Origin of the sequence: Sphingorhabdus sp. (genome assembly GCF_044338195.1) — a bacterium.
Taxonomy (GTDB): domain Bacteria; phylum Pseudomonadota; class Alphaproteobacteria; order Sphingomonadales; family Sphingomonadaceae; genus Sphingorhabdus_B.
This window is the reverse complement of record NZ_JBIIMC010000034.1, coordinates 1-21268: the sequence shown is the minus strand read 5'-3', so window position 1 is coordinate 21268 and position 21268 is coordinate 1. Positions and strand designations below refer to the sequence as shown.

Annotated in this window: 16 protein-coding genes; 6 read left to right on the top strand and 10 right to left on the bottom strand. The window is 58.4% G+C overall.

What is annotated here, in order from left to right; genetic code table 11:
- From trpS to secB, 3 genes are all read right to left on the bottom strand, one after another.
- The coding region (gene trpS, locus ACIQZK_RS09090) for a tryptophan--tRNA ligase (RefSeq protein WP_397575851.1) at positions 1 to 871 on the bottom strand (871 nt) is incomplete at its 3' end.
- A gap of 5 nt (positions 872 to 876) precedes the next feature.
- The gene (gene murJ / locus ACIQZK_RS09085) at positions 877 to 2481 is read right to left on the bottom strand and encodes a murein biosynthesis integral membrane protein MurJ (RefSeq protein WP_397575850.1); all 1605 of its coding nucleotides are present in this window, start codon (positions 2479 to 2481) and stop codon (positions 877 to 879) included.
- 23 nt (positions 2482 to 2504) lie between these two features.
- Entirely contained in the window at positions 2505 to 3014 is a 510-nt protein-coding gene (secB, locus tag ACIQZK_RS09080) for a protein-export chaperone SecB (protein ID WP_395634680.1), read from the bottom strand.
- A 245-nt stretch (positions 3015 to 3259) separates the two neighbouring features.
- On the opposite strand from secB, the gene ACIQZK_RS09075 reads away from it, so the two are divergent.
- The 3 genes from ACIQZK_RS09075 to ACIQZK_RS09065 are packed head-to-tail and all read left to right on the top strand — an operon-like array spanning position 3260 to position 5744.
- A complete protein-coding gene (locus tag ACIQZK_RS09075; RefSeq protein WP_397575849.1) occupies positions 3260 to 3919 on the top strand; it encodes a Tim44/TimA family putative adaptor protein in 660 nt (219 codons plus the stop codon).
- A 12-nt stretch (positions 3920 to 3931) separates the two neighbouring features.
- Positions 3932 to 5182, top strand: a complete 1251-nt coding sequence (locus tag ACIQZK_RS09070) for a murein transglycosylase A (RefSeq protein WP_397575848.1) — start codon at positions 3932 to 3934, stop codon at positions 5180 to 5182.
- Positions 5183 to 5189: 7 nt separating this feature from the next.
- Complete coding sequence (locus tag ACIQZK_RS09065; RefSeq protein WP_397575847.1) at positions 5190 to 5744, top strand: Smr/MutS family protein; 555 nt, start codon at positions 5190 to 5192, stop codon at positions 5742 to 5744.
- On the opposite strand, the gene dapE is transcribed toward ACIQZK_RS09065, so the two are convergent.
- The 4 genes from dapE to ACIQZK_RS09045 form a co-directional block, all read right to left on the bottom strand.
- Positions 5741 to 6880, bottom strand: a complete 1140-nt coding sequence (gene dapE / locus ACIQZK_RS09060; RefSeq protein ID WP_397575846.1) for a succinyl-diaminopimelate desuccinylase — start codon at positions 6878 to 6880, stop codon at positions 5741 to 5743. The two genes, ACIQZK_RS09065 and dapE, sit on opposite strands and share 4 nt — an antisense overlap.
- 39 nt (positions 6881 to 6919) lie before the next feature.
- On the bottom strand, positions 6920 to 8251 hold the full coding sequence (locus tag ACIQZK_RS09055; protein WP_397575845.1) for a hypothetical protein: 1332 nt from the start codon (positions 8249 to 8251) through the stop codon (positions 6920 to 6922).
- A gap of 85 nt (positions 8252 to 8336) precedes the next feature.
- Complete coding sequence (gene glpK, locus ACIQZK_RS09050) at positions 8337 to 9803, bottom strand: glycerol kinase GlpK (protein ID WP_397575844.1); 1467 nt, start codon at positions 9801 to 9803, stop codon at positions 8337 to 8339.
- Positions 9800 to 11326 carry a sodium/solute symporter gene (locus ACIQZK_RS09045; protein WP_397575843.1) on the bottom strand — a complete coding sequence of 509 codons (1527 nt, stop codon included), beginning with the start codon at positions 11324 to 11326 and terminating at the stop codon, positions 9800 to 9802. The genes glpK and ACIQZK_RS09045 overlap by 4 nt, the downstream gene beginning before the upstream one ends.
- Positions 11327 to 11459: 133 nt before the next feature.
- Between ACIQZK_RS09045 and ACIQZK_RS09040 the strand changes: the two genes are divergently transcribed.
- The 3 genes from ACIQZK_RS09040 to ACIQZK_RS09030 all read left to right on the top strand — a co-directional run bounded on the left by ACIQZK_RS09040 (position 11460) and on the right by ACIQZK_RS09030 (position 16314).
- The gene (locus ACIQZK_RS09040; RefSeq protein WP_397575842.1) at positions 11460 to 13592 is read left to right on the top strand and encodes an alpha-galactosidase; all 2133 of its coding nucleotides are present in this window, start codon (positions 11460 to 11462) and stop codon (positions 13590 to 13592) included.
- Positions 13593 to 13738: 146 nt separating this feature from the next.
- Complete coding sequence (locus ACIQZK_RS09035) at positions 13739 to 14746, top strand: ligase-associated DNA damage response exonuclease (RefSeq protein WP_397575852.1); 1008 nt, start codon at positions 13739 to 13741, stop codon at positions 14744 to 14746.
- Entirely contained in the window at positions 14746 to 16314 is a 1569-nt protein-coding gene (locus ACIQZK_RS09030; protein WP_397575841.1) for a cisplatin damage response ATP-dependent DNA ligase, read from the top strand. Before ACIQZK_RS09035 ends, ACIQZK_RS09030 begins: the two co-directional genes overlap by 1 nt.
- Here ACIQZK_RS09030 and ACIQZK_RS09025 read toward each other — a convergent pair.
- The 3 genes from ACIQZK_RS09025 to ACIQZK_RS09015 form a co-directional block, all read right to left on the bottom strand.
- On the bottom strand, positions 16311 to 17180 hold the full coding sequence (locus ACIQZK_RS09025) for an alpha/beta fold hydrolase (protein ID WP_324479393.1): 870 nt from the start codon (positions 17178 to 17180) through the stop codon (positions 16311 to 16313). The two genes, ACIQZK_RS09030 and ACIQZK_RS09025, sit on opposite strands and share 4 nt — an antisense overlap.
- A complete protein-coding gene (locus ACIQZK_RS09020) occupies positions 17177 to 20593 on the bottom strand; it encodes a chromosome segregation SMC family protein (protein ID WP_397575840.1) in 3417 nt (1138 codons plus the stop codon). The genes ACIQZK_RS09025 and ACIQZK_RS09020 overlap by 4 nt, the downstream gene beginning before the upstream one ends.
- A 52-nt stretch (positions 20594 to 20645) precedes the next feature.
- On the bottom strand, positions 20646 to 21268 hold a 623-nt coding region (locus ACIQZK_RS09015; protein ID WP_397575839.1), incomplete at its 5' end, for a DsbA family protein.

Here is a 21268-nt window from a genome sequence, read left to right as displayed (position 1 = left end):
GCTCCGAAATGGGACGCAGATGTTCAATGACGATTTCGGCCAATGCTGGTTTGAATGCGCCAAAGCCCTGACCACCAAAACGCGATAATGTTGCCTCGACGGTCTCTTCGGCAAAGGCGGCGTAAATGCCGACAAGATTTTTCGCCTCGGGGCGGCCTTCAAGGCCCGCAGGCCCCGACGGAAGCGGCTCAGGATCGGTCTTGGCCTTTTTGATTTTGCTCAGGATCGTGTCGGCATCGTCGATCAGGTTAATCCGGCTCATATCGCTTGGATCCGACTTCGACATTTTCGAACTGCCGTCGCGCAGCGACATGATGCGCGCGGTTTCTTTGGGAATGATGGGATCGGGCAAGGTGAAGATATCGGTGCCGTTTCCGAAGTCCGTGTTGAATTTCTGGGCAATGTCGCGCGCAAGTTCCAGATGCTGCTTTTGGTCTTCGCCGACCGGAACATGCGTCGCCTGATATAACAAGACGTCGGCGGCCTGAAGCACGGGATAAGTGAACAGCGCGATGCTCGCGCCTTCGCGGTTCTTGCCCGACTTGTCCTTGAACTGCGTCATGCGGTTTAGCCAACCCATGCGCGCTGTGCCCGTCAACAACCACTGTAGCTCCGCATGGGCAGGGACCTGCGCTTGGTTGAACAATATCGCCTTGTCGGTGTCCAGTCCGCACGCCAGCAATGCAGCAGCCATCTCGCGCGTGTTCGCGGTCAATTCGGCCGGATCATGCGGCATGGAGATCGCGTGCAAATCGGCAAGGAAATACAGGCATTCCATTTCACCCTGCATTTTCACCCAGTTGCGGATCGCGCCCAGATAGTTGCCCAAGTGCAGATTGCCGGTGGGTTGAATGCCAGAAACGACGCGCATGATGATTACTCGCTTATATTGGCCGCGGGCGAGGCTGCACGCCGACGGAACAGGGATTTCAATTCTTGAATTCGGTAAGCGCCGAACAGCAATATGGCCAGCGCATATACAGCGCCGCCCGCGCTCACGAGAACCGACAGCACAGCAATGCGTCGCCACAATCCCGTGCCCAATTGGTCTTCAATGATTTCATTACCGAAAAACAGGGCGACACCCATCAATGCTGCAGCCAGAACAATGCGCCACGCCTTTTGCTTGAGCCGCGTATCGACCGCGATATGCCCGCGTTTGCGCAAGGTGAACCACAGCAAGGCGACATTGACCCAGGCTGATATCGCAGTCGCAACGCCAACGCCGATATGTGCGAGCGGCCAAATGAGAATGAGGTTACCGATAAGGTTCACCAACATCGACCACAAAGCCAACCGCAGCGGCGTTTTGGTGTCGCTACGCGCGTAAAATCCGGGCGTCAGCACCTTGATCAGGACATATGCAGGCACGCCTGCGGAAAAGGCCATCAGGACAGCGGCGGTCCCCTGTGTGTCAGCCGCCGTGAATGCGCCATGTTCAAATATGCCATGGACGATTGGTATCGCCGAAACGATCAGCGCCGCCGTTGCGGGCATGGCAAAGAACAGCGCCAGTTCAACAGCACGATTTTGCGTGTCGGACGCTGCCTTGGTGTCCGCGCCGCTAATCTGGCGCGAAAGCGCAGGCAGGATCGCCGTGCCAATCGCGATGCCAATCAATCCCAACGGCAATTGGTTCAGGCGGTCTGCATAATAGAGCCATGATACCGACCCCTCTGGCAAGAACCGCGCTGCGAGCGACGTTGAGATAAGAAGGTTGAATTGAATGGCGCCTTGGCCAATCGCGGCTGGCGCAATCAAGGCGAGCATCAATTTTACGTCGGGCGTCAGGCGCGGCCATGCAAGCTTCAGGCTAGCCCCTGCGCGGTGGCACGCCCACATCAGCCACAGCAATTGGAGCGCGCCGGACACGGTCACGGCAATGGCTTGGGTAACCGCCGTTTCAACTTCGCTGTCGCCACGGAAGAAGATGAGCGCGATAATCATGCAGATATTCAGCAATATCGGCGCGGCGGCATTGACCCAAAAACGGTTCAGCGAATTCAATATGCCGCCAAGCAACGACACCAACGAGATGAGCGCGAGATAGGGAAAGGTGATAATCGTCAGATGGCGTGCGAGCGCAAATTTCTCCGGTCCGCCATCGGGGAAACCGCCGGTCATGGCCCAGACAACAGGCCCCGCCGCCAGCATCATGAGCCCCGTGAACAGCACCAAAAACGGGAATAGCACCGACAGCACTTGGCTCGCGAATGTGCGCGCAGCGGTAAGGCCTGTTTGTGCCTTTTCGCGTTCCGCCTCGGTCATTTTCTTGTTGAACAGAGGGACAAAAACCGCCGCGAATGCGCCTTCAGCGAACAATGCACGAAACAGGTTCGGCAGCCGCCACGCAATCAGAAACGCGTCGGACGCAAGGCCTGCACCGACATAGCGCGCCATCAACATATCGCGCAATAGGCCAAGCACGCGGCTGACCAAAGTCAGCCCCCCAATGGTGATGCTGTTTCGAACCAGGCTCATATGTTCACCTGGTACCTACGGCCTTATGCTTCGCCTGCAGGCTGCGTTTCTGCCATCTGCTGTGCTTGCGTGAGCTGCTGGATATACAATGCGTTGAAATCAATCGGTTCGAGAACGAGCGGCGGATAGCCTGCATCGCGAACGGCATCGGCAACAATCCGGCGTGCAAATGGGAACATCAAACGCGGCGCTTCACCGAAAAGGAACGGGTGCGCTTGCTCGTCGCTGACATTGCGCAGACCAAATAGCGTGCCGTATTCGAGTTCGACCGAGAAATGGACGCCATTGTCGCTTTCGGCTTTGACCGCGAGTTTCAAGGTGATTTCGTGCACTTCATCCGTGATGGAATTGGCCAGAATGTTCACCTGGACGTCGATTTGCGGTGTCACGTCCCAGTTAAAGCTGTGCGGAGCATTCGGGTTTTCTACCGACAAGTCCTTGATATACTGGTTCAACATACCCACTGCCGGTGCGGTATCTGCGCCATTAGCTTTTACATTTTCCGAAACGATGGTGCCTGCTTCGTCAGCCATGTGATGTCGTGCTTTCCTATTGATTGTCATGGACGCCAAATCGCGCCCCTATTGGCCGTCGCGCCTAGCAGGGTGACCGACAAAGGGCAATCATTGTTGCACATGCGGCAAGCCGCACTTTTCTTTAGGTAAAGCCCTTTGAACCCGCAACATTAGTGCTTATATGGTATTGAGGCGGAGCGGGATGGGCGATATTCCATACCATCGAAATTATATGCCGGACTTATTTGGCGCATGGAGGCGTTGTGACGTTCACTATTGTATTGCTTGCTCTTGTTGCAGCGTTCCTCGGCCTTCGGCTTTACTCGGTGCTGGGTAAGCGCACGGGTCACGAACAGGAGCCCGTTGCGCGCCGTCCGATCGAAACGGCTGCCCAGCCTATGCTGCGCCAGCCGTCGGCAGGCAGCGATGCCGCCGCGGCCATTCCGGCGAACGAAATCTCAAATGTCGACATGGCCGCACAAAGCGGCATCAAGGCAATTGCCAATGCGGACCGGAGCTTTGATCTCGGGCTGTTCATCGAAGGATCCAAAACCGCCTACAAAATGGTGCTTGAGGCCTATTGGCGTGGTGACAAGGAAGCGCTGCGTTTCCTATGTGACGATGATGTATTTGACAGCTTTGCCGAGGCTATTGATGGTCGCGACGCGCGCGGTGAGAAATTGGCCAACCGCTTGGTGCGTATCGACGAAGTGCGTGTTTTGGATGCAAGCTACGACCACCCAATGGCACGTATTACCGTTCGGTTTGATGCCGACATCGCGGCGATGGTGAAGGACGCCGATGGCAACATCATCGGCGGTTCGATGACCGACGCTGTTGAAACGCATGATATCTGGACGTTCATGCGCGATGTTAAGTCAGGCGGCCGCAACTGGAAGCTTGACGAAACCGACTCGGTCTGATTCACCCGGGCGATGAAACGCGCCCTTTTTGCCTTAGGCTTATCCGCTCTGACCCTGTCCGCTTGTTCGGGCGGCATAATTCCCAATGGGGTGCCGACCGCATCGACGGGTGCATCACGTCCATCGCCTGACGCCGGTTTGCCGGAAAAGGCAGCTGAGCCCATTCCATCCACGCCCGCGGTAACGCTGGCTGCGCCCGTGCCGACAGGTGACGGTTCGACCGCGGCGAGCTTAGGCGTTGTGCGTGGGCCAGAAATTGGATCGTTGCAGGTCGATGCGCGCAAGGCCCAGCTTGCCATGGATAGTTTCAAGACGAGCTGCCCGGGCCTCGTTCGGCGCACTGACAGCAGCGGCCTTACCCAAGGTGCCGATTGGATTCCCGCCTGCGACGCCGTCAAAACATGGACGGGTGACGCGATATCCTTCTTCGCGGCGTATATGGACGCGGTGCAAGTCGGTAACGGCAAAGCGTTTGCCACAGGCTATTATGAGCCCGAAATCGCCGGCTGCCGCACGCGGCAGGCGGGTTGTGAAGTGCCGGTCTACAAACGGCCATCGGACCTGATTGATGTCGACCTTGGGCAGTTCTCTGATGATTTAAAGGGCAAGAACATCCGGGGCAAAGTCAACGGCACAAAGCTGGTGCAATATGATGACCGTGCCGCGATTGAAAATGGCTCTTTGACAGGACGCGGCCTTGAAATCGCATATGCCAATGATGCGATCGAATTCTTCTTCCTGCAAATTCAGGGGTCAGGGCGCCTAAGGCTGCCCGATGGCAGCGTGATGCGCATTGGCTATGAAAGCCAAAACGGGCGTGGCTACACCGGCATTGGCCGGTTGATGAAGGATCGTGGCCTCATCACCGATGGTTCGATGCAGGGCATTGTGGCCTTTTTGCGTGCCAATCCCGAAGAGGGCCGCAAAGTGATGCAGGAAAATAAAAGCTTTGTGTTTTTCCGCGAATTGACCGGCGCAGGGCCGCTTGGCGCAATGGGCTATCCTGTCGTGGGTGAGGCAAGCGTCGCGGTCGACGTCAAGTTTATCCCACTCGGCGCGCCTCTGTGGCTGTCGATGGACCGTGCTGAACCGAACGGTATCTGGATTGCCCAAGACACCGGCGGCGCGATCAAGGGCGCAAACCGGATTGATACATTTTGGGGTGCCGGTGACCGGGCACGCGCCATTGCGGGCGGTATGGCGGCACGCGGCGCGGCGCTGATTTTCTTACCCAAGGCGGCAGTCACCCGGCTCGGGCTATAAATTCGCCATGGCGCGGCATTTGGACAGCAATGAAAAGGCACTGTGGGGGAAAGTTGTCGCCACGGTCAGCCCTATGCACGCCACCAAACCAAAGGTGCCGCCAGTGGCTGCGGCCGCGTCGGACAAAGCGCTCTTGGCCAAGCATCTGAATGCCAAGCCGAAGCCGATACGCAGCGAACCTGCGAAAATTGTTGCCGCACCGCAAAGCAAGATTGCACCTGTTCCGCACAATCTGGATGGCCATTGGGACCGACGGATCACGCGCGGCAGCATCATGCCCGATGTCAGCGTGGATTTGCACGATGCGTCATTGTCCGGTGCCTATGCGCGGCTCGATGGGGCGCTTGAACAAGCGATAGCGCAAAAGATGAAGGTCGTTCTGTTGGTCACTGGCAAGCAACGCGCGCATGATCGGGCGAGTGGTCAGGGCAGGGGCGCGATTGCCGCCGTTGTCCGGGATTGGCTGGCGGCGTCACGCCACGCAAGGAGCATCTCTGCGGTCCGCAACGCGCACCCTCGGCATGGCGGGTCAGGCGCGCTGTATATTATGCTGAAAAGCTAGCTGCCAAGCATCCGGATCGCGACGCGCCGGTAGATTTCGGTGAGCGCGGTGAGGTCGGCAATGGCCACCGCTTCGTCCAACTTATGCATCGTTGCGTTGCACAGGCCGAATTCAACGACGGGACAGATTTTCGTCAGGAACCGCGCATCGGAGGTTCCGCCGGTGGTCGACGGCTCGGGCTTTATGCCCATAACGCCCTCAACAGCCTCCGCAATAGCTGCCGATAGTTCGCCCGGCGGGGTCAGGAACGCTTCGCCCGAAATCATGGCGGTCAGGTTTCCGCCACCCTTTTCGACAAGCTCTTGCATCCGCGCAACAAGCGCCTCGCCGTTTTGCAGGTCGTTGAACCGGATCGACAATCTGGCCTCTGCCTTTGCCGGAATGACGTTGGTCGCTTTGTTGCCGACAGTCAGGTCCGTGACCTCAATATTGCTTGGCTGGAACCAGTCCGTGCCCGCATCCAGCGTAATCGCTTCGATCTCCGACAATATCGCCACGAGCTTTGGGATGGGATTATCGGCCAGATGCGGATAGGCGACATGGCCCTGCGTGCCTGCAACTGAAATCCACATGTTCACGGACCCGCGGCGTCCGATTTTCATCATGTCGCCAAGCCGGTTCACGCTGGTGGGTTCGCCGACAAGACAGGCATCAGGAATGGTGCCCAGCGCTTGCATATGATCGATTAAGGCGCGGGTGCCGTAAATCGCCGGCCCTTCTTCATCGCCCGTAATGATCAGGCTGATTGTCCCTGCGTCAGCGGGTATTTCGTGCAGGGCTGCGACAAATGCCGCGATGCTGCCCTTCATATCCACTGCGCCGCGACCGTGAAGCAAATCACCCTTTATCTGCGGAATGAAAGGATCACTTGCCCAGCCAGCGCCCGGCGGCACGACATCAAGATGCCCGGCAAAGGCAAAGTGACGCCCGCCGGATTCGCGAATGGCAAACAGATTTTCGACGGGCGCGCCATGCGCTGGATTGTCATCACCTGTGCCTGATACAAAACGGTCAACGCGAAAGCCCAACGGCTTCAGCATATCCTCCAGCGCGTCAAATACGGCGCCCTGCGCTGGCGTAACGCTTTCGCAGGAAATCAGGCGTTGGGCATAAGCAAGGGCAAGGGCGTCAGTCATCTGACCAACGCGTTAAGCACTAATGCCCTGCGAAACAAGTCAGACGTCGGCTTTGCGCAATGCCTTTTCGGTGAAGATGGCGTCGCCTTGAACTGATCCGACAATCGCAACGCTGCCATCGGCATCGCGGCGGGCAACGAGCAGAACAAATTCGTCGCCTGTACCCGCAAATTCGCTGAGGTCACGCTTGCGCGCCGATCGCAAACGCGCGCGTGGGTCATCGGTTGCCGCCGTGGCCGGTTCGTCGCCTGCAGCGATTTTCTTGGCGCGACGTTCTGCCGCCACAATGGCTTTCAAGCCGCCGTCAAAGCCAGCGAGAATAGTGGCGAACGTTCCCATCGGAACGGCATTGCGGTGCGCAAATTGAAGCGCTGTGGCAAATTCGGTTAAGCGGGTCTTGTCATAGCCTGCGCCAAAAACCAGCTTAACGATGGGCGTAAATGGCGCGCGTTCCTGTACTTTCAGGCCTGCATCATGAAGCAATTCAGCATAATCGGCAGGGTGATTGGCGGCAATCAAGGCGAAGTCGTACGCCTGTCCAATCGCCTGATACAAGGCGTCGCGGGTGCGAAGATCGGCATCGCGGGCCTGTTCCGCACATTGCCGTGCGGTATCCAGCCAGTCGGCAAGGCTTGTATTTTCATCGGGCGCTATCGTCTGCAGCGGATAAGGTTCATCGCTTTGTACGTCATCACACGGCGCTGCTTCATCAAGCTGCTCCGCCATCTGGCCGCCTGCCCATAGAGGGACATGTTCCTGCCGCGGCGGCAATGCTGCGCGCGCGTGTTCAACCTCAATCTGCAACGGTTCGCTAATGTCTGCAGGCGCGATTTCTTTCCAGTTGATGACGCCGTAAATGAAATCGATGGTGTCATCGTCCGTCGAATAGGGCAGCAAAATGCCGCGGTACATGAGGACATTGCCGCGATCGTTCACAAACTCGGCTTCGAAGCCGATGGGCGCGTGGTTGGCAATGATTTGACGATAATGGTCGGTAATGCGCGACAGGAGCGAATGGCGGGGCACTTCATCCAGATACGTGACGTCCGCGCTTAATCCGCATTCGGCGCGCAATTTATCGCCAAGATAGTCAATGGACGGATTTTCGATGCCCGAGGTAAAATCGAGAAGAACGCTGTAGTCCCGGAAATCTTCGATGGCCGATGGTTCGAGTTCTTCGATGCTTGGGAAATTTTTGTCGTGCAGCTGCGACGTCCAAAAATTTAGCGCGCGAACCTGCATCCGGCGGTCGTCGCCAGATATGATTGGTGGCGGCTCTATTGCTGCGTCTTCGTCCTCAAAGAGGGCATAAGCGGGCAAATCAGCATCAAGGTCTGATCCAAACGGTTCAAATCCGCGCAAATTATCCATCTTTTGGTCCTGTCGATGTCGTCCGCCACATGGGCGGCTCTACATTGCAGTCAGATGGTTAAGATGTTGTGAACTGGGACTTGGGCTATTGAAGGACACGCGCAAGGGCGTCTGACCACCCTGAAAGCCGCGCGTCGCGTGCATGCTTTTCCATATTGGGTATAAAGCGCTGCACGCCGCCGCGCATGACCGCGGCATCCTCAAGCGACTTGTACATCCCGCATCCAACCGCAGCGAGCATTGCGGCGCCAAGTGCCGTCGTTTCGACAAAGGCCGGACGTTCGACATCTATGGCGAGCATGTCGGCGAGGTCTTGTGCCATCCAATCATTGGCAACCATGCCGCCATCAATACGCAGTTCCGCCCAATCGGCACCGTCCGCAGCAAATGCTGTTTTCAGGTCATGGGTCTGGTGGGCCATCGCCTCCAGCGCGGCGCGGGCGACATGCGCCTTCGTCGCCGAGAAACTGAGGCCGCTGATGCTTGCCCGTGCATCGGGACGCCAGTGCGGCGCGCCAAGGCCGGACAATGCGGGTACAAGATATACGCCGCCATTGTCGGGAACGCTGCGCGCCAGTGTTTCGGTGTCCGCAGCATGCGCAATAAGCCCCAGATCATCGCGCAGCCACTGGACCAGGCTGCCCGCGACAAATACCGAACCCTCTAGCGCATAATGCCGCTCACCACCCAATTGATATAATATGGTCGATAGCAGACGGTTGCGTGACTGGCGCAATGTTGTGCCCGTTTGCGTAAGCACAAACGCGCCCGTGCCAAATGTTGCCTTGGTCTGGCCAACGGCAAAGCAGCCTTGGCCGATGGTGGCGGCTTGCTGGTCCCCCGCCATACCCCCAATGCGGATGGGTCCGCCAAAATGTTCCGGCAATGTCTTGCCAAGATCGCCTGCACAGTCGGTTATTTCGGGCAATATGTCGCGCGGCACGCCGAACAGGTCGGTAAGGCCATCGTCCCATCCGCCGCTGCCAATCGCCATCAATGCTGTGCGTGATGCGTTAGTTGCATCGGTGATATGGCCGCCGCCCGTCAGGCGAAATACAAGATAGCTTTCGACCGTGCCAACCGCGAGATGCGCGCCCGCATCCTTTAGCTGTGGCCAGTTTTCCAAGGCCCAGCCAATTTTGGAGCCAGAGAAATAGGGATCGAGCAACAGGCCGGTTTTGGCCTGAACAACCGCTTCTTCGCCTTGTTCCTTCAACGCCGCGCATATGTCTGCGGTGCGGCGGTCCTGCCATACAATTGCAGGGGCAAGCGGCTTGCCCGTGCGCTTGTCCCAGAACACAATGGTCTCGCGCTGGTTGGTGATGCCAATGCTTGCAACGCGGTCCGCACCGCCTGCCTTCGCAATAACGGTCTGCGCGCATTCCAGCGTCAGCTTCCAGATTTCTTCGGCATCATGCTCCACCAGGCCCGGCGCCGGATAATGCTGGGTCAATGGGCGCTGGCAGCTATCCACAGCGGTGCCGTCGGCCGCAAACAGAACGGCGCGGGTTGATGTCGTGCCTTCGTCAATAACAATGATATATTCGCTCATGCCTCAATCGCCGAAAGCCGGCGTCCTTCCTTGCTCCAAATAAACACGGCCCGATTGCCAAAGATGATGCGGTTCACCGTCAATGCGGTCAACACACAGGTCACAAGGACAATCGCCATGACGTCGATATAATGCAGCCAGCCGATTCCCATATGCTGGTAAAATGTCTCGCCGGCATAAAGCGTGTCGGGCACATATAAAATGAAATTGTGGAACGCATAAAACGCAACGCCCCACACCAATCCGGCAATCGCGGCCCGTGCATCCATATTTCGGAACAGCAGCCCGGTAATGAAGGCCGAAAGGATCGGCATGGATGACAGGCCGTTGAGCTGCTGCAAAAGGTTGATGATGCTTTTTGCGTTTTCATAGACCGGAACCAGCAGGATCGACGTGACCGTCAGGATGATCGACACAATCGCCGCAAGCCGCCAGTGGTTGGCAACAGGACGGATGAATTTGTCATGAAAATCGACCGCGTATAACGCGACCGAACTGTTCAATATGGCGCTGGTATGCGCGATCACTGCGGCCATCATCATGGCGGCAAACGCGCCGGACATCCAACCGGGCAACACATGCGCCACAAGCTTTCCATAGGCCGCATCGCCCAAGCTTCCGAAAAGCTTATAGGCAACCACGCCCGGAATGACCACGATGGCGGGGATGATGAGGATACGGACGGCGGCGGCGGCAAGCACGCCCTTTTGCGCTTCTTTGACGGTCGGCGCGGTCATCGCCTTTTGGGTGATATTCTGGTTGGTTGACCAATAGAATATCTGGATGAAAATCATGCCCGTGAACAATGTGTGGAACGGGATGGGCGAATCGATGCTGCCAATCATCGATGTGCGCTCGGCCGGCACAGTGGACAGGTCAAACCCGACCGCAGCCAGTGCCAATATCACCACCAAAAACGCAATCGCTAGCACGCCGATGCCTGAATAGGTGTCCATAACCGCAACTGCGCGTAAGCCGCCGGTGATGGTGTACATGGCGGCGATAATCGCCATCGGCGCGGCAAACCAGATCAGCGACCAATCGACACCGAACATCGATTTCAAAAAAAGACTGCCCGAATAGAGCGCCGCGGGAAGGTAGATCAGGATATTGCCCAGCAGAAACAGCGCCGAAATCACGGTGCGTATGCTGCCGCCCTTGTACCGGCGCTCCAGCAATTCTGTCACCGTGGTGCAATTGTTGCGATAATAAATCGGTACAAAAACATAGGCCAAGATCAACAGGCCAACGAAACCCGAAATCTCCCACCACGCGAGCAGCAGCATCTGGTTGCCGTTCATGCCGACCAGTTGTTCGGTCGAAAGGTTGGTCAGCGTAATCGAGCCTGCGACAAACAGCCAGGTTAGCCCGCCGCCTGCTAGGAACACCTCTTTGGTGGAACCAGCATCCTGCGCGCGCTGGGCACCCTTTCCATGCACTTTCCAGTACGTCAGGATGGCGATGAGCATGGTGAGCGAAACAAATATGCCGATTTGCGCCGCGCTATTGGTTGTCTCGAACATCCGCCCCCCCGATGATTTTCGTTGCAAAGCTGTGCTTTTGCTTTTTTGATAATATGCCGGTTAAACGGCTATATACAAAACACAAAGTAACAAATGGGTCGCGACGGCCAACGGAATTTCTGGGGAGCATGAGTTGGACCATTTGCGATTTGATGCCCCGGACGCGAGTTTGATATTGGCCTGCGCCAAGGGTGCGCCGCCGTCGGTCATCTATTGGGGCGCGGCATTGCCCGAAAATGTCGATGCGGCGCAGATCGAAAGCCTGTTTTTTCGGCAGGCTATGCACGGCGTCGCAGATGTTGCGCTGCCATTGTCCTTCGCAATGGAGCCCGGTCTTGGCCACCCCATGATGCAGGGCTTTGCTGCGCATCGCGAGGGCAAGGACTGGTGCAGCCTTTTCGACGTCGGCAAAGTTGAAAGCAGGCCGCATGGCGCGAAGATCATGTGCCGTGATGAACGCACACGGCTCGGCCTCGAATATGACATTGATTTCGATCCTGCCACCGGCGTTCTGCGTATCCGCACGGATTTGACCAATTACGGCGCGACTGCGCTCGATGTGACTGAAGTGATGACGGCCTGCCTGCCTGTGCCTGAGCACATGACCGAGATTATCGGATTTACCGGCCGCTGGACTCAGGAGTTTACCCAAGATCGGGTGACGCGCAGCGCGGGCACATATCTGCGGGAAAACCGCAGCGGTCGCACCTCGCATTTCAGCTATCCCGCCATGCTATTGGCGACGCCCGGCACGAACGAAAGCGCGGGCGAGGCCTATGGCTTCCATTTGGCGTGGAGCGGGAACCATCGCCTGCGTGTGGACACGCTGACCGATGGGCGCGTGTTGACCAGCCTTGGTGCGCTGTTGCTGCCCGGCGAGGTTCGGCTGGCACCGGGTGAAACCTTTGCGAGCCCCGAAATTGTTGCGGCATATAGCGCCGATGGGTTGAGCGCGCTGAGCCGCAAATTCCACCAACATGTGCGCACAAAATTGCTGCGGCCAGCGATGCGCTTTAAGCCGCGGCCGGTGCATTATAACACGTGGGAAGCGGTGTATTTCGACCATGATGTTGATAAGCTGAAAGAACTGGCAACGCGCGCTGCGGACATTGGCGTTGAACGCTTTGTCCTCGATGACGGCTGGTTCGGCAGCAGGCGACATGACCGCGCCGGGCTGGGTGATTGGACTGTGTCCGCCGATGTGTACCCCGACGACCTAAAGCCTTTGGTGGATCATGTGACATCGTTGGGCATGGAATTCGGACTTTGGTTTGAACCCGAAATGGTCAACCCCGACAGCGACCTGTACCGCGCACATCCCGATTGGGTGCTGGGTGTGGAGGGCGTAGATCAAGTGCCGTTCCGGTCGCAACTCGCGCTGGACATGAGCCGGACCGAAGTCGCGGACTATATATTCCACGCAATCGATGCGGTGCTGCGCGACCACGATATACGCTACATCAAATGGGATATGAACCGCGACCTAAGCCATCCGGGTGGTGCGTCTGGCACCGCGACAGCATTCGCACAGGTAACGGCGCTTTACGCGCTGCTTGACCGCGTGCGCGCCGCGCATCCCGATGTCGAAATTGAAAGCTGCTCATCGGGTGGTGCGCGCGCCGATATGGGGGTGCTGGCGCATAGTGACCGCGTCTGGACATCGGACAGCAATGACGCACTTGACCGGCAATATATCCAACGCGGCGCAAGCTTCTTCCTGCCACCCGAAGTGATGGGCTGCCATGTCGGACCAGCGCGATGCCATGTGAGCGGACGCAGGCTGTCTATGGACATGCGCGCTGCGACTGCGTTCACGGGGCATATGGGGCTTGAACTAAACCTGTTGACCGAACGGCCGGGCGACCTCGACACGCTAAAGTCTGCCATCGCCTTGCATAAGCGTCACCGTGCGTTGCTCCATGATGGCGACTTGGTCCGGATCGATACGGCCCCGCAGATCATCGCAAGCGGCGTAGTCGCGCGTGACCGTTCCGAGGCGCTATATTCGGTCGCTTATGTCTTAAGCGATCCGCAAGTTTTGCCTGAACGTTTGCGGTTTGCGGGTTTGGACCCGGACCGACATTATCTGGTCACGCTGATTTGGCCGACAATCTGGCAACCCATTAAGGGGCCATCGGCAATCGAGAGGCTTGGGCTAAATCATGAGGGCGCGACGTTGAACGGGGCCGCGCTGATGCACGGTGGGCTGCAACTGCCACACGCGCATCCCGAAACCTGTTTGCTGTTTTACGTCGAGGCCATCTGACGGGCATCGATAGTTTCGCGGGCTTGCGATAGGTCGGCGACGAAGTTGCGGCGTTTGCGTGCTGCGGCCTTGAACTTTCGCTGATACATGCGGTTTACATCGCACCTGCCACTGCCCATATTCTGATCCAGAAAAGGACAGCCGACATCTCCCGAACCGCCGCCCAACATTGGATAGAGCCGCACGCGCATGGCATCTATGTGAAGCCTGCAGACATGTGGATTGACCCGTCGCGTCCTGCCGCGCGCGCGCTTGTCACCCATGGCCATGCTGACCACGCACGCAGCGGTCACGGCGCGGTGTGGGCGACGCCTGAAACGCTGGCGATTATGGCGCTGCGATATGGCACCGAAATGGGCACGCCCGTGCCTTATGGCGAGGGGTTCGAACATGGCGGCGTGAAAATAAGCTTTCACCCCGCGGGCCATGTGCTTGGATCGGCGCAGATATTGCTTGAACATGCCGGTGAGCGGGTTGTTGTGACCGGGGATTATAAGCGGCGTTTTGACCCGACATGCACGCCGTTTGAACCCGTTGTCTGCGATGTTTTGATTACCGAAGCTACCTTTGGCCTTCCCGTATTCACGCATCCGCCAATTGAGGACGAGATCGCCAAATTGCTCGCCGCCCGCGCGGCCAATGTGGATGGATGCGTTGTTGTGGGTGCATATGCGTTGGGCAAGGCGCAAAGGGTCATCGCTGAACTGCGCAGGGCGGATTATGATGCGCCGATATATATCCATGGCGCGATGCAGAAAATGTGCGACCTATACGCCGCGCACAATTTGCCGCTGGGCGAACTGATCATGGCAACTGGCCTTGCCAAATCGGAATTGAAAGGCGCGATTGTTATCGCACCGCCCTCGGCGCTGAATGACCGTTGGGCACAGCGTCTGCCGGAACCCATCACGGCGATGGCATCGGGGTGGATGCGCGTCCGGCAACGCGCCCGACAGCGCAATGTCGAACTGCCTTTGGTCATTTCGGACCATGCCGACTGGACCGAATTGACCGAAACATTGCTTGAACTGCGTCCTTCGGAAACCTGGATCACCCATGGCCGCACCGATGCGCTGGGTCGGTGGTGTGAGCTGCACCAGTTAAAGGCCCGCGCGCTGGATCTGGTTGGCCGCGAAGACGAGGACGAAGGCTGATGCAAGCATTCGCGGCCCTCATCGATGGCTTGATCTACACACGGTCGCGCGATTTAAAGATCCGGCTGATCGCCGATTATCTGCGGTTAACGCCTGACCCCGATCGCGGCTGGGCTTTGGCGGCACTGGCCGGGACCTTGAACATTGCCACCGTCAAATCGGCAGCCATTCGCGCGATGGCAGAGGAACGTTTCGACCCCATGCTGTTTCGCATGAGCCGCGATTATGTTGGTGATACCGCGGAAACGGTCGCGCTGATGTGGCCAGACAATAGCGGCGGCGATGCCGCGCCGACCGTGTCCGAAGTCATCGACTTGCTGAACAGCACCAGCCGCGCGCGCGCTCCGGCGGTGTTGGCGGAGTTGATGGACCGGTTGGATGCCAATGGTCGTTATGCGCTGCTGAAGCTTGCAACGGGCGGCATGCGGGTGGGTATATCTGCGCGTCTTGCCAAGACCGCTTTCGGGCAAGCCTTTGGCGTGTCCGTCGATGATGTTGAGGAGGTGTGGCACGCGCTTCGCCCGCCATACGCTGAGCTTTTTGCATGGGGCGAAGGGCGGACCGCACGACCCGACCCCGCCGACAGCGCGTTTTTCCGGCCCTTCATGCTCGCGCATCCGCTTGAGGATGGCAGCGTGCATCTTGATGAATTTGTCGCTGAGTGGAAATGGGATGGCATCCGTATCCAGATTGCGTCGACCGGCGGCGAAACCCGCTTGTTCAGCCGCGGCGGTGACGAGGTTACGGGGGCGTTCCCCGAAATAGCGGCAGCGTTCAAAGGCATTGGCGTGGTCGACGGCGAATTGCTGGTACGCGGCGAAGTGCAGGGCGGTGAGGCCGCCAGCTTCAACGCATTGCAGCAACGACTGGGCCGCAAGAATGTGACGGCAGCAATGCAGGCGGAATATCCGGTGTTTGTCCGCCTGTACGACATATTGTTCGACGGTGCGGAGGATCTGCGCAGTCAGCCATGGACCGCGCGGCGTGACCGGCTTGAACGGTTCACGGCCAATCTGAACCCCGCGCGTTTCGATTTGTCCGCGGTCATCGCGGCGCGCGATTTTGAGCATCTGGCCGAGATACGTGCCGCTGCGCGTGAGGCGGCGATTGAAGGCGTAATGCTCAAGCGGCGCGATTCGCTCTATCTGGCGGGGCGTAAGGTCGGTTTGTGGTACAAATGGAAACGCGAGCCGCTCGTGGCCGATTGCGTGATGATGTATGCGCAGCGGGGCAGTGGAAAACGCTCCTCATATTACTCAGACTACACCTTTGGTTGCTGGACCGAAGATGGCAATTTGTTGCCGGTTGGAAAGGCCTATTCAGGGTTTAGCGACGACGAACTGAAATGGCTCGACCGCTTTGTCCGCAATAACACCGTCGCCCGTTTTGGCCCGGTCCGCGAAGTGGAAAAGTCGCTGGTGCTTGAGGTTGCGTTTGACGCGGTACACGAATCCAAGCGGCACAAATCAGGCGTGGCCATGCGGTTCCCGCGGATATCGCGTTTGCGCAGGGACAAGCCGGCTGAAGAGGCGGACACCATATCCGCCTTGCGCGCGATGTTTGATTAAAGGAACGCCTTTACGTCGGCCATGAAACGGTCAAACTGGTCATGATGCAACCAATGCCCGGCATTTTCATATTCGACGACCTTCGCCGTCGGAAAATGTGCGATGCGGCCGTCTTTTTCGGGGTTTGATGCCCAACTGTCGGCACCATACATCATCAACATCGGACAGGTGATCGACTGCCATATTGCGAGCAAATCTTCGCGCGGCATGTCGAATATTGCCCAGATGTTGAGGTAATTGTCGAACTTCCAGCTCCAGCTGCCATCCTCGTTCCGGCTGATGCCGTGCACGGTCAAATGCCTTGCCTGTTCGTCGGTCAAATAGCTGTTTTCAGCCTTCATCCGCTCATAGGCGGCTTCAATATTGGGATAGCGTTTCGGTGTCCGCCCAGCCGCATTGCGCTTATCGTCAATCCACTGCCGGAAACGATTTTGTATGCCAATCGCGTCGCGTTCCGCCTGCATTTTGGGGGAAAGGCCAAGCCCCTCAATATTCACCATCTTGCGCACATTTTCGGGGTAAAGCCCGGCATAACGCGTGGCGATATTGCCGCCCATCGAATGCGCAATGATGCTGACGGGGGCAAGGTTCAACTGGTGAATTAGCTGCGCCAGATCATACACAAAGGCAGACATTTCGTAATTGCCGTCGGGTGACCATGCGCTGTCGCCATGGCCGCGCAGGTCAGGTGCGATAATGTGCCAATCGTGGCGCAACTCTTCGGCCACCCAGTCCCAGCTGCGTGCATGGTCGCGGCCGCCATGGACCAAAAGCAACGGTGGCGCATCGGGATTGCCCCAATCGACATAGTTCAGCCGGAGGCGTTGCGAAATAAAGCTGTTTGTGATGGGGCCATGTAAAGTCATTCCGCAGCCAGTAATTGTTCCGCACCACCAAGGTCAACCGATACCAACCGGCTGATGCCCTGTTCGACCATGGTAACGCCAAATAGACGGTGCATTCGGCTCATGGTCACGGCGTTGTGCGTGACAATCAGGTAGCGTGTGTCGGTTTCGCGCGTCATCGCTTCCAACAAATCGCAGAAGCGTTCGATGTTGGCATCGTCCAGCGGGGCGTCAACTTCGTCAAGGACACATATCGGCGCTGGGTTGGTGAGGAACAACCCAAAGATGAGCGCGACCGCCGTCAGCGCCTGCTCTCCGCCCGACAAAAGCGTAAGTGACTGGAGCTTTTTGCCCGGCGGCTGCGCAAATATCTCAAGCCCCGCCTCAAGTGGGTCTTCGCTGTCGATCAATGCGAGATGTGCCTGGCCGCCGTTGAACAGCGTTGCGAAGAGCCGGCGGAAATGCCCGTCAACTGCCTCAAAGGCGGCGAGCAAGCGCGCTCTGCCTTCGCGATTTAAGCTGCCGATGGAACCGCGCAGGCGGTTAATCGCAAGTGTCAGTTCTTCGCTTTCTGCCGCGCCTGCGCCTTGTTGCGCCTCAAGTTCAGCGAGTTCATCGGCAGCGATCAGATTTACCGGCCCAATGCGCTCCCGCTCATTCTGCAGCCGGTCAAGCCGTGCGGACTCCACCGACGCATCGTCCATTGCATGTTCATCGAACCCGAGCTTTTCGGGAAGCACCGGCGGGGGGCATTCAAAACGCTCGCCCGATATCCGTCCCATTTCGACGCGGCGATGTTCCTGATTTTCAGCGCGTGCTTCGGCGCCAGCGCGGGCCTCTCGGGCAACGGAGAGCGCCTCTGCAGCGGTCGCGAGTTCGTTTTCCAGTTCCCGAAGCGTTTTTTCGCAGGCACTTTCTGTTACTTGAAGGCCATTCAGCTTTTCGGCCAGCTGTTCTTTCTCTTCGCGCAGGCTTGCGATCTCGCGTGCCAGAATATCGGGCCGCCCTTCCATCGCTTCCTGCTCAGCAGCAATGTCTGCGCTGCGCTTGTTCATGTCGGCGATCCGGCGCTCGGCCTCGCCAGCGCGTTCCTGCCATCCCCGGATTTCGGCCAGCGCGACCGCACGTCGTTCGCGCGTGTGGGCAATACGCTGTTCAAGGGATGACAAATCCGCCTGATTGCGGGCAAGCAGCTCGCGCGCAGCTTCGTTCGCGGCGACGAGTTTCTGGACAAGACCCGCATGATGCGTGCCATCTGGCAACGCGGCACGGGCGGCTTCTGCTGCGGCTTGTTCGGACTTTGCTTCGGCAAGCTCTTGTTCGCTGGCAGCCATACGGTCGAGCAACGCGCCCTTTGCAGATTTAAGCCGGGTCAGCGCATCTTCGGCTTGGTCCACTGCGCGCAGAGCCTGCCGCAATTGCCCTTCGGTTTCTGCACGCGCCGCCGCTGCCGCCCGAACCGCATCCTGCGCGGCGCCGATATTATCCGTCATCTGCGTAAGTGCCTCGGCCTGTTCAGCCAACGCCGCTTCTGCGGGCGGTATCAATGCATTCAGTTCCGCCAGCCGGTTTGCCCGAACCAGCAGCTCAGCGGTCGTTGCGCCGTCGCCGTCGGTGGCGAAACCATCCCAGCGGCGCAATTGCCCGGAAAGCGTCACCACGCGCTCACCCGGTTTCAGCGCCGCGCCATCGTCTTGTTCGACAACCCGCACATGGGAAAGGCGTGCAGCCAATTCCTGCGGTGCGTCGACATAATGGATCAGGGCATTGTCTGCCAAAGCGCCCATAGCGGGCGTTCCACCCAACCAACGGCGTCCGGCATCCCCGCCAATCGAGGCATCAGCATCATCACCCAGCGCAGCGGCCAGTGCGCGTTCGTAGCCGGGCCGAACCTTGATGCGGTTAATCGCCTTGTCGCCGTCCCCTTTGGCAAGTGACCGTTCGAGCGCGTTTTGCTCCGTAAGCAAACCCGCGAGCTCTGCTTTGGCACTGGCAAGGCTGGCCTGCGCGCCGTCGCGTGCTGCGATCAGTTCAGTCCTGCGCGTTTCTGCCGCTTCATTGGCTTCGGTGTTTTCCTGCAAATGCTTTTGTAAGGTGGCAACGCTGGCCTCTGCCGATTTTTTGGCAGACTCACATGCGCCCTCATCGCCCAAGGCGTCCCGCTCGCTGGCCATGCGCGCAACGGCGCCTGCTGCCCGCTCGGCTCGCATGACTGCCGCTGCAACAGCGGCGTCGGCCACGCGCAATTCGGCGTCGGCTCTGGCTTGTTCGGCGGCGGCCTTTGCCAAGGCAATTTCGCTTTCGCGGGCCTGACGTTCGACATTTTCGGCCGCGCGCAACAGGGCAGGGCGTTCTTCTTCCTGCGCCTTGATCTGCTCCGATAAAGCCACGCTCTCGCTCTGAAGATGCGCGAGTGCGTCAGCTGCGTCATGGGTTAATTTGCCCTCACGCGCGCCATCTTCGGCCATGCGGGACGCTTGCGCAGACAAATCCGATTGCCGCTGCAATATCCGTTCCTGCTCACCCGTTAGTTGGACGAGTTTGTTGGAAACGTCATTTGCGGCATCGCGTGCTGCCATTGCAACGGCGCGGGCGTTTGCCAATTGGGTCACGGCATCCTGTTGCCGTTCGGTTAAAGCGCGCTGTGTCGCGGCGGCGCTATCTACGGCTGCCGTCGCGGCATTGGCCTCAGCCCGCGCAGCATCAGCCGCCGCCTTGGCTTCGCGCCAACGCACGAAAATAAGCCGGGCTTCGGCCTGCAATATGTCTTTTGACAAGGTGCGGTAGCGTTCGGCCTGTTTGGCCTGACGCCGCAATTGCCCCGCGCGGGCGTCCATGTCGGCGAGGATCGTTGCCAGCCGTGCCAGGTTGCTTTCTGCGGCGCGCAGTTTCTGTTCGGCGTCTTTGCGCCGCACGTGCAGTCCGGAGATGCCAGCCGCTTCCTCCAGCATCTGCCGCCGTTCCTGTGGCTTTGCAGAAATAATCGCGCCAATCCGGCCCTGACTGACGAGCGCAGGCGAATGTGCCCCTGTGGCGGCGTCTGCGAAGATGAGGGCGACATCTTTGGCGCGCACATCCCTGCCGTTCGAGCGATAGGCCGATCCCGCGCCGCGTTCGATCCGCCGGGTAACTTCCAGTTCCTGATCGCCGTCATGGGCAGCGTCACCATCATCGCTACGTTCCGCCAAGATGGTGACTTCGGCAAAGTCACGCGGCGGGCGGGACGCTGTACCCGCAAAGATCACATCTTCCATGCCCGCGCCGCGCATGGATTTTGCGCTGCTTTCGCCCATGACCCAACGGATCGCTTCCAGCAGGTTGGATTTGCCGCAACCATTTGGCCCGACGATACCCGTCAGGCCGTTTTCGATCCGCAATTCCGCGGGCTCGACAAAGCTTTTGAAGCCGACCAGTTTCAGCTTCTTTATACGCAACAGGCCGCCCCTTTCGCTAATGAGGCTATGTCAGCGCCCCCCCGAGCCATGCTTAGCGAACGCCAGCCTCGATCAGCTTGGTCTTCACCTGGTTCCACGAACTGCCGTCCAGCTTCGCCCCGTTGAGGATGAAGAATGGCGTTCCCGTTACACCGTCATCTTTTGAACCGCGCTCGGTGGTCTTAATCAGGGCATCGATTGCCGCTCTGTCCGACAGACACGCCTTGGCTTGGTCTTCGCTAATGCCACGCGACTTTACGAATTCGATCAGGCCCATTTTTGTACCCAGCAAGGTTGCAATTTGCTCTGGCGACATTTTCTGCATGGCTTGCTGATCTGCCTCGGTCACTGTGCTGATGTTGCTCAGCCAGCTGGGCTGCTCGGCATACAGCTGCTCGGTCAGCGGGAAAAATGCCTCAGGACCGCTGCATTGCGCCAGCAAGAAACCGGGAACGTCCTGAATACCACGGACCAGAAAGGGGCGGAATTCCATCGACACGCGGCCGCTGTTGACGATTTCATGCAGCTCTTCCGATGATTGCACAGAAAATTGCGCACAACCGGGGCAGGTGATTGCGCCATATTCAACCAGCTTCAACGGCGCGTCCGGATTGCCCATTTTATAGCCACCAAATTCGGTTTTGCTCACAACATCGACCCATGCGGTATCGGCGG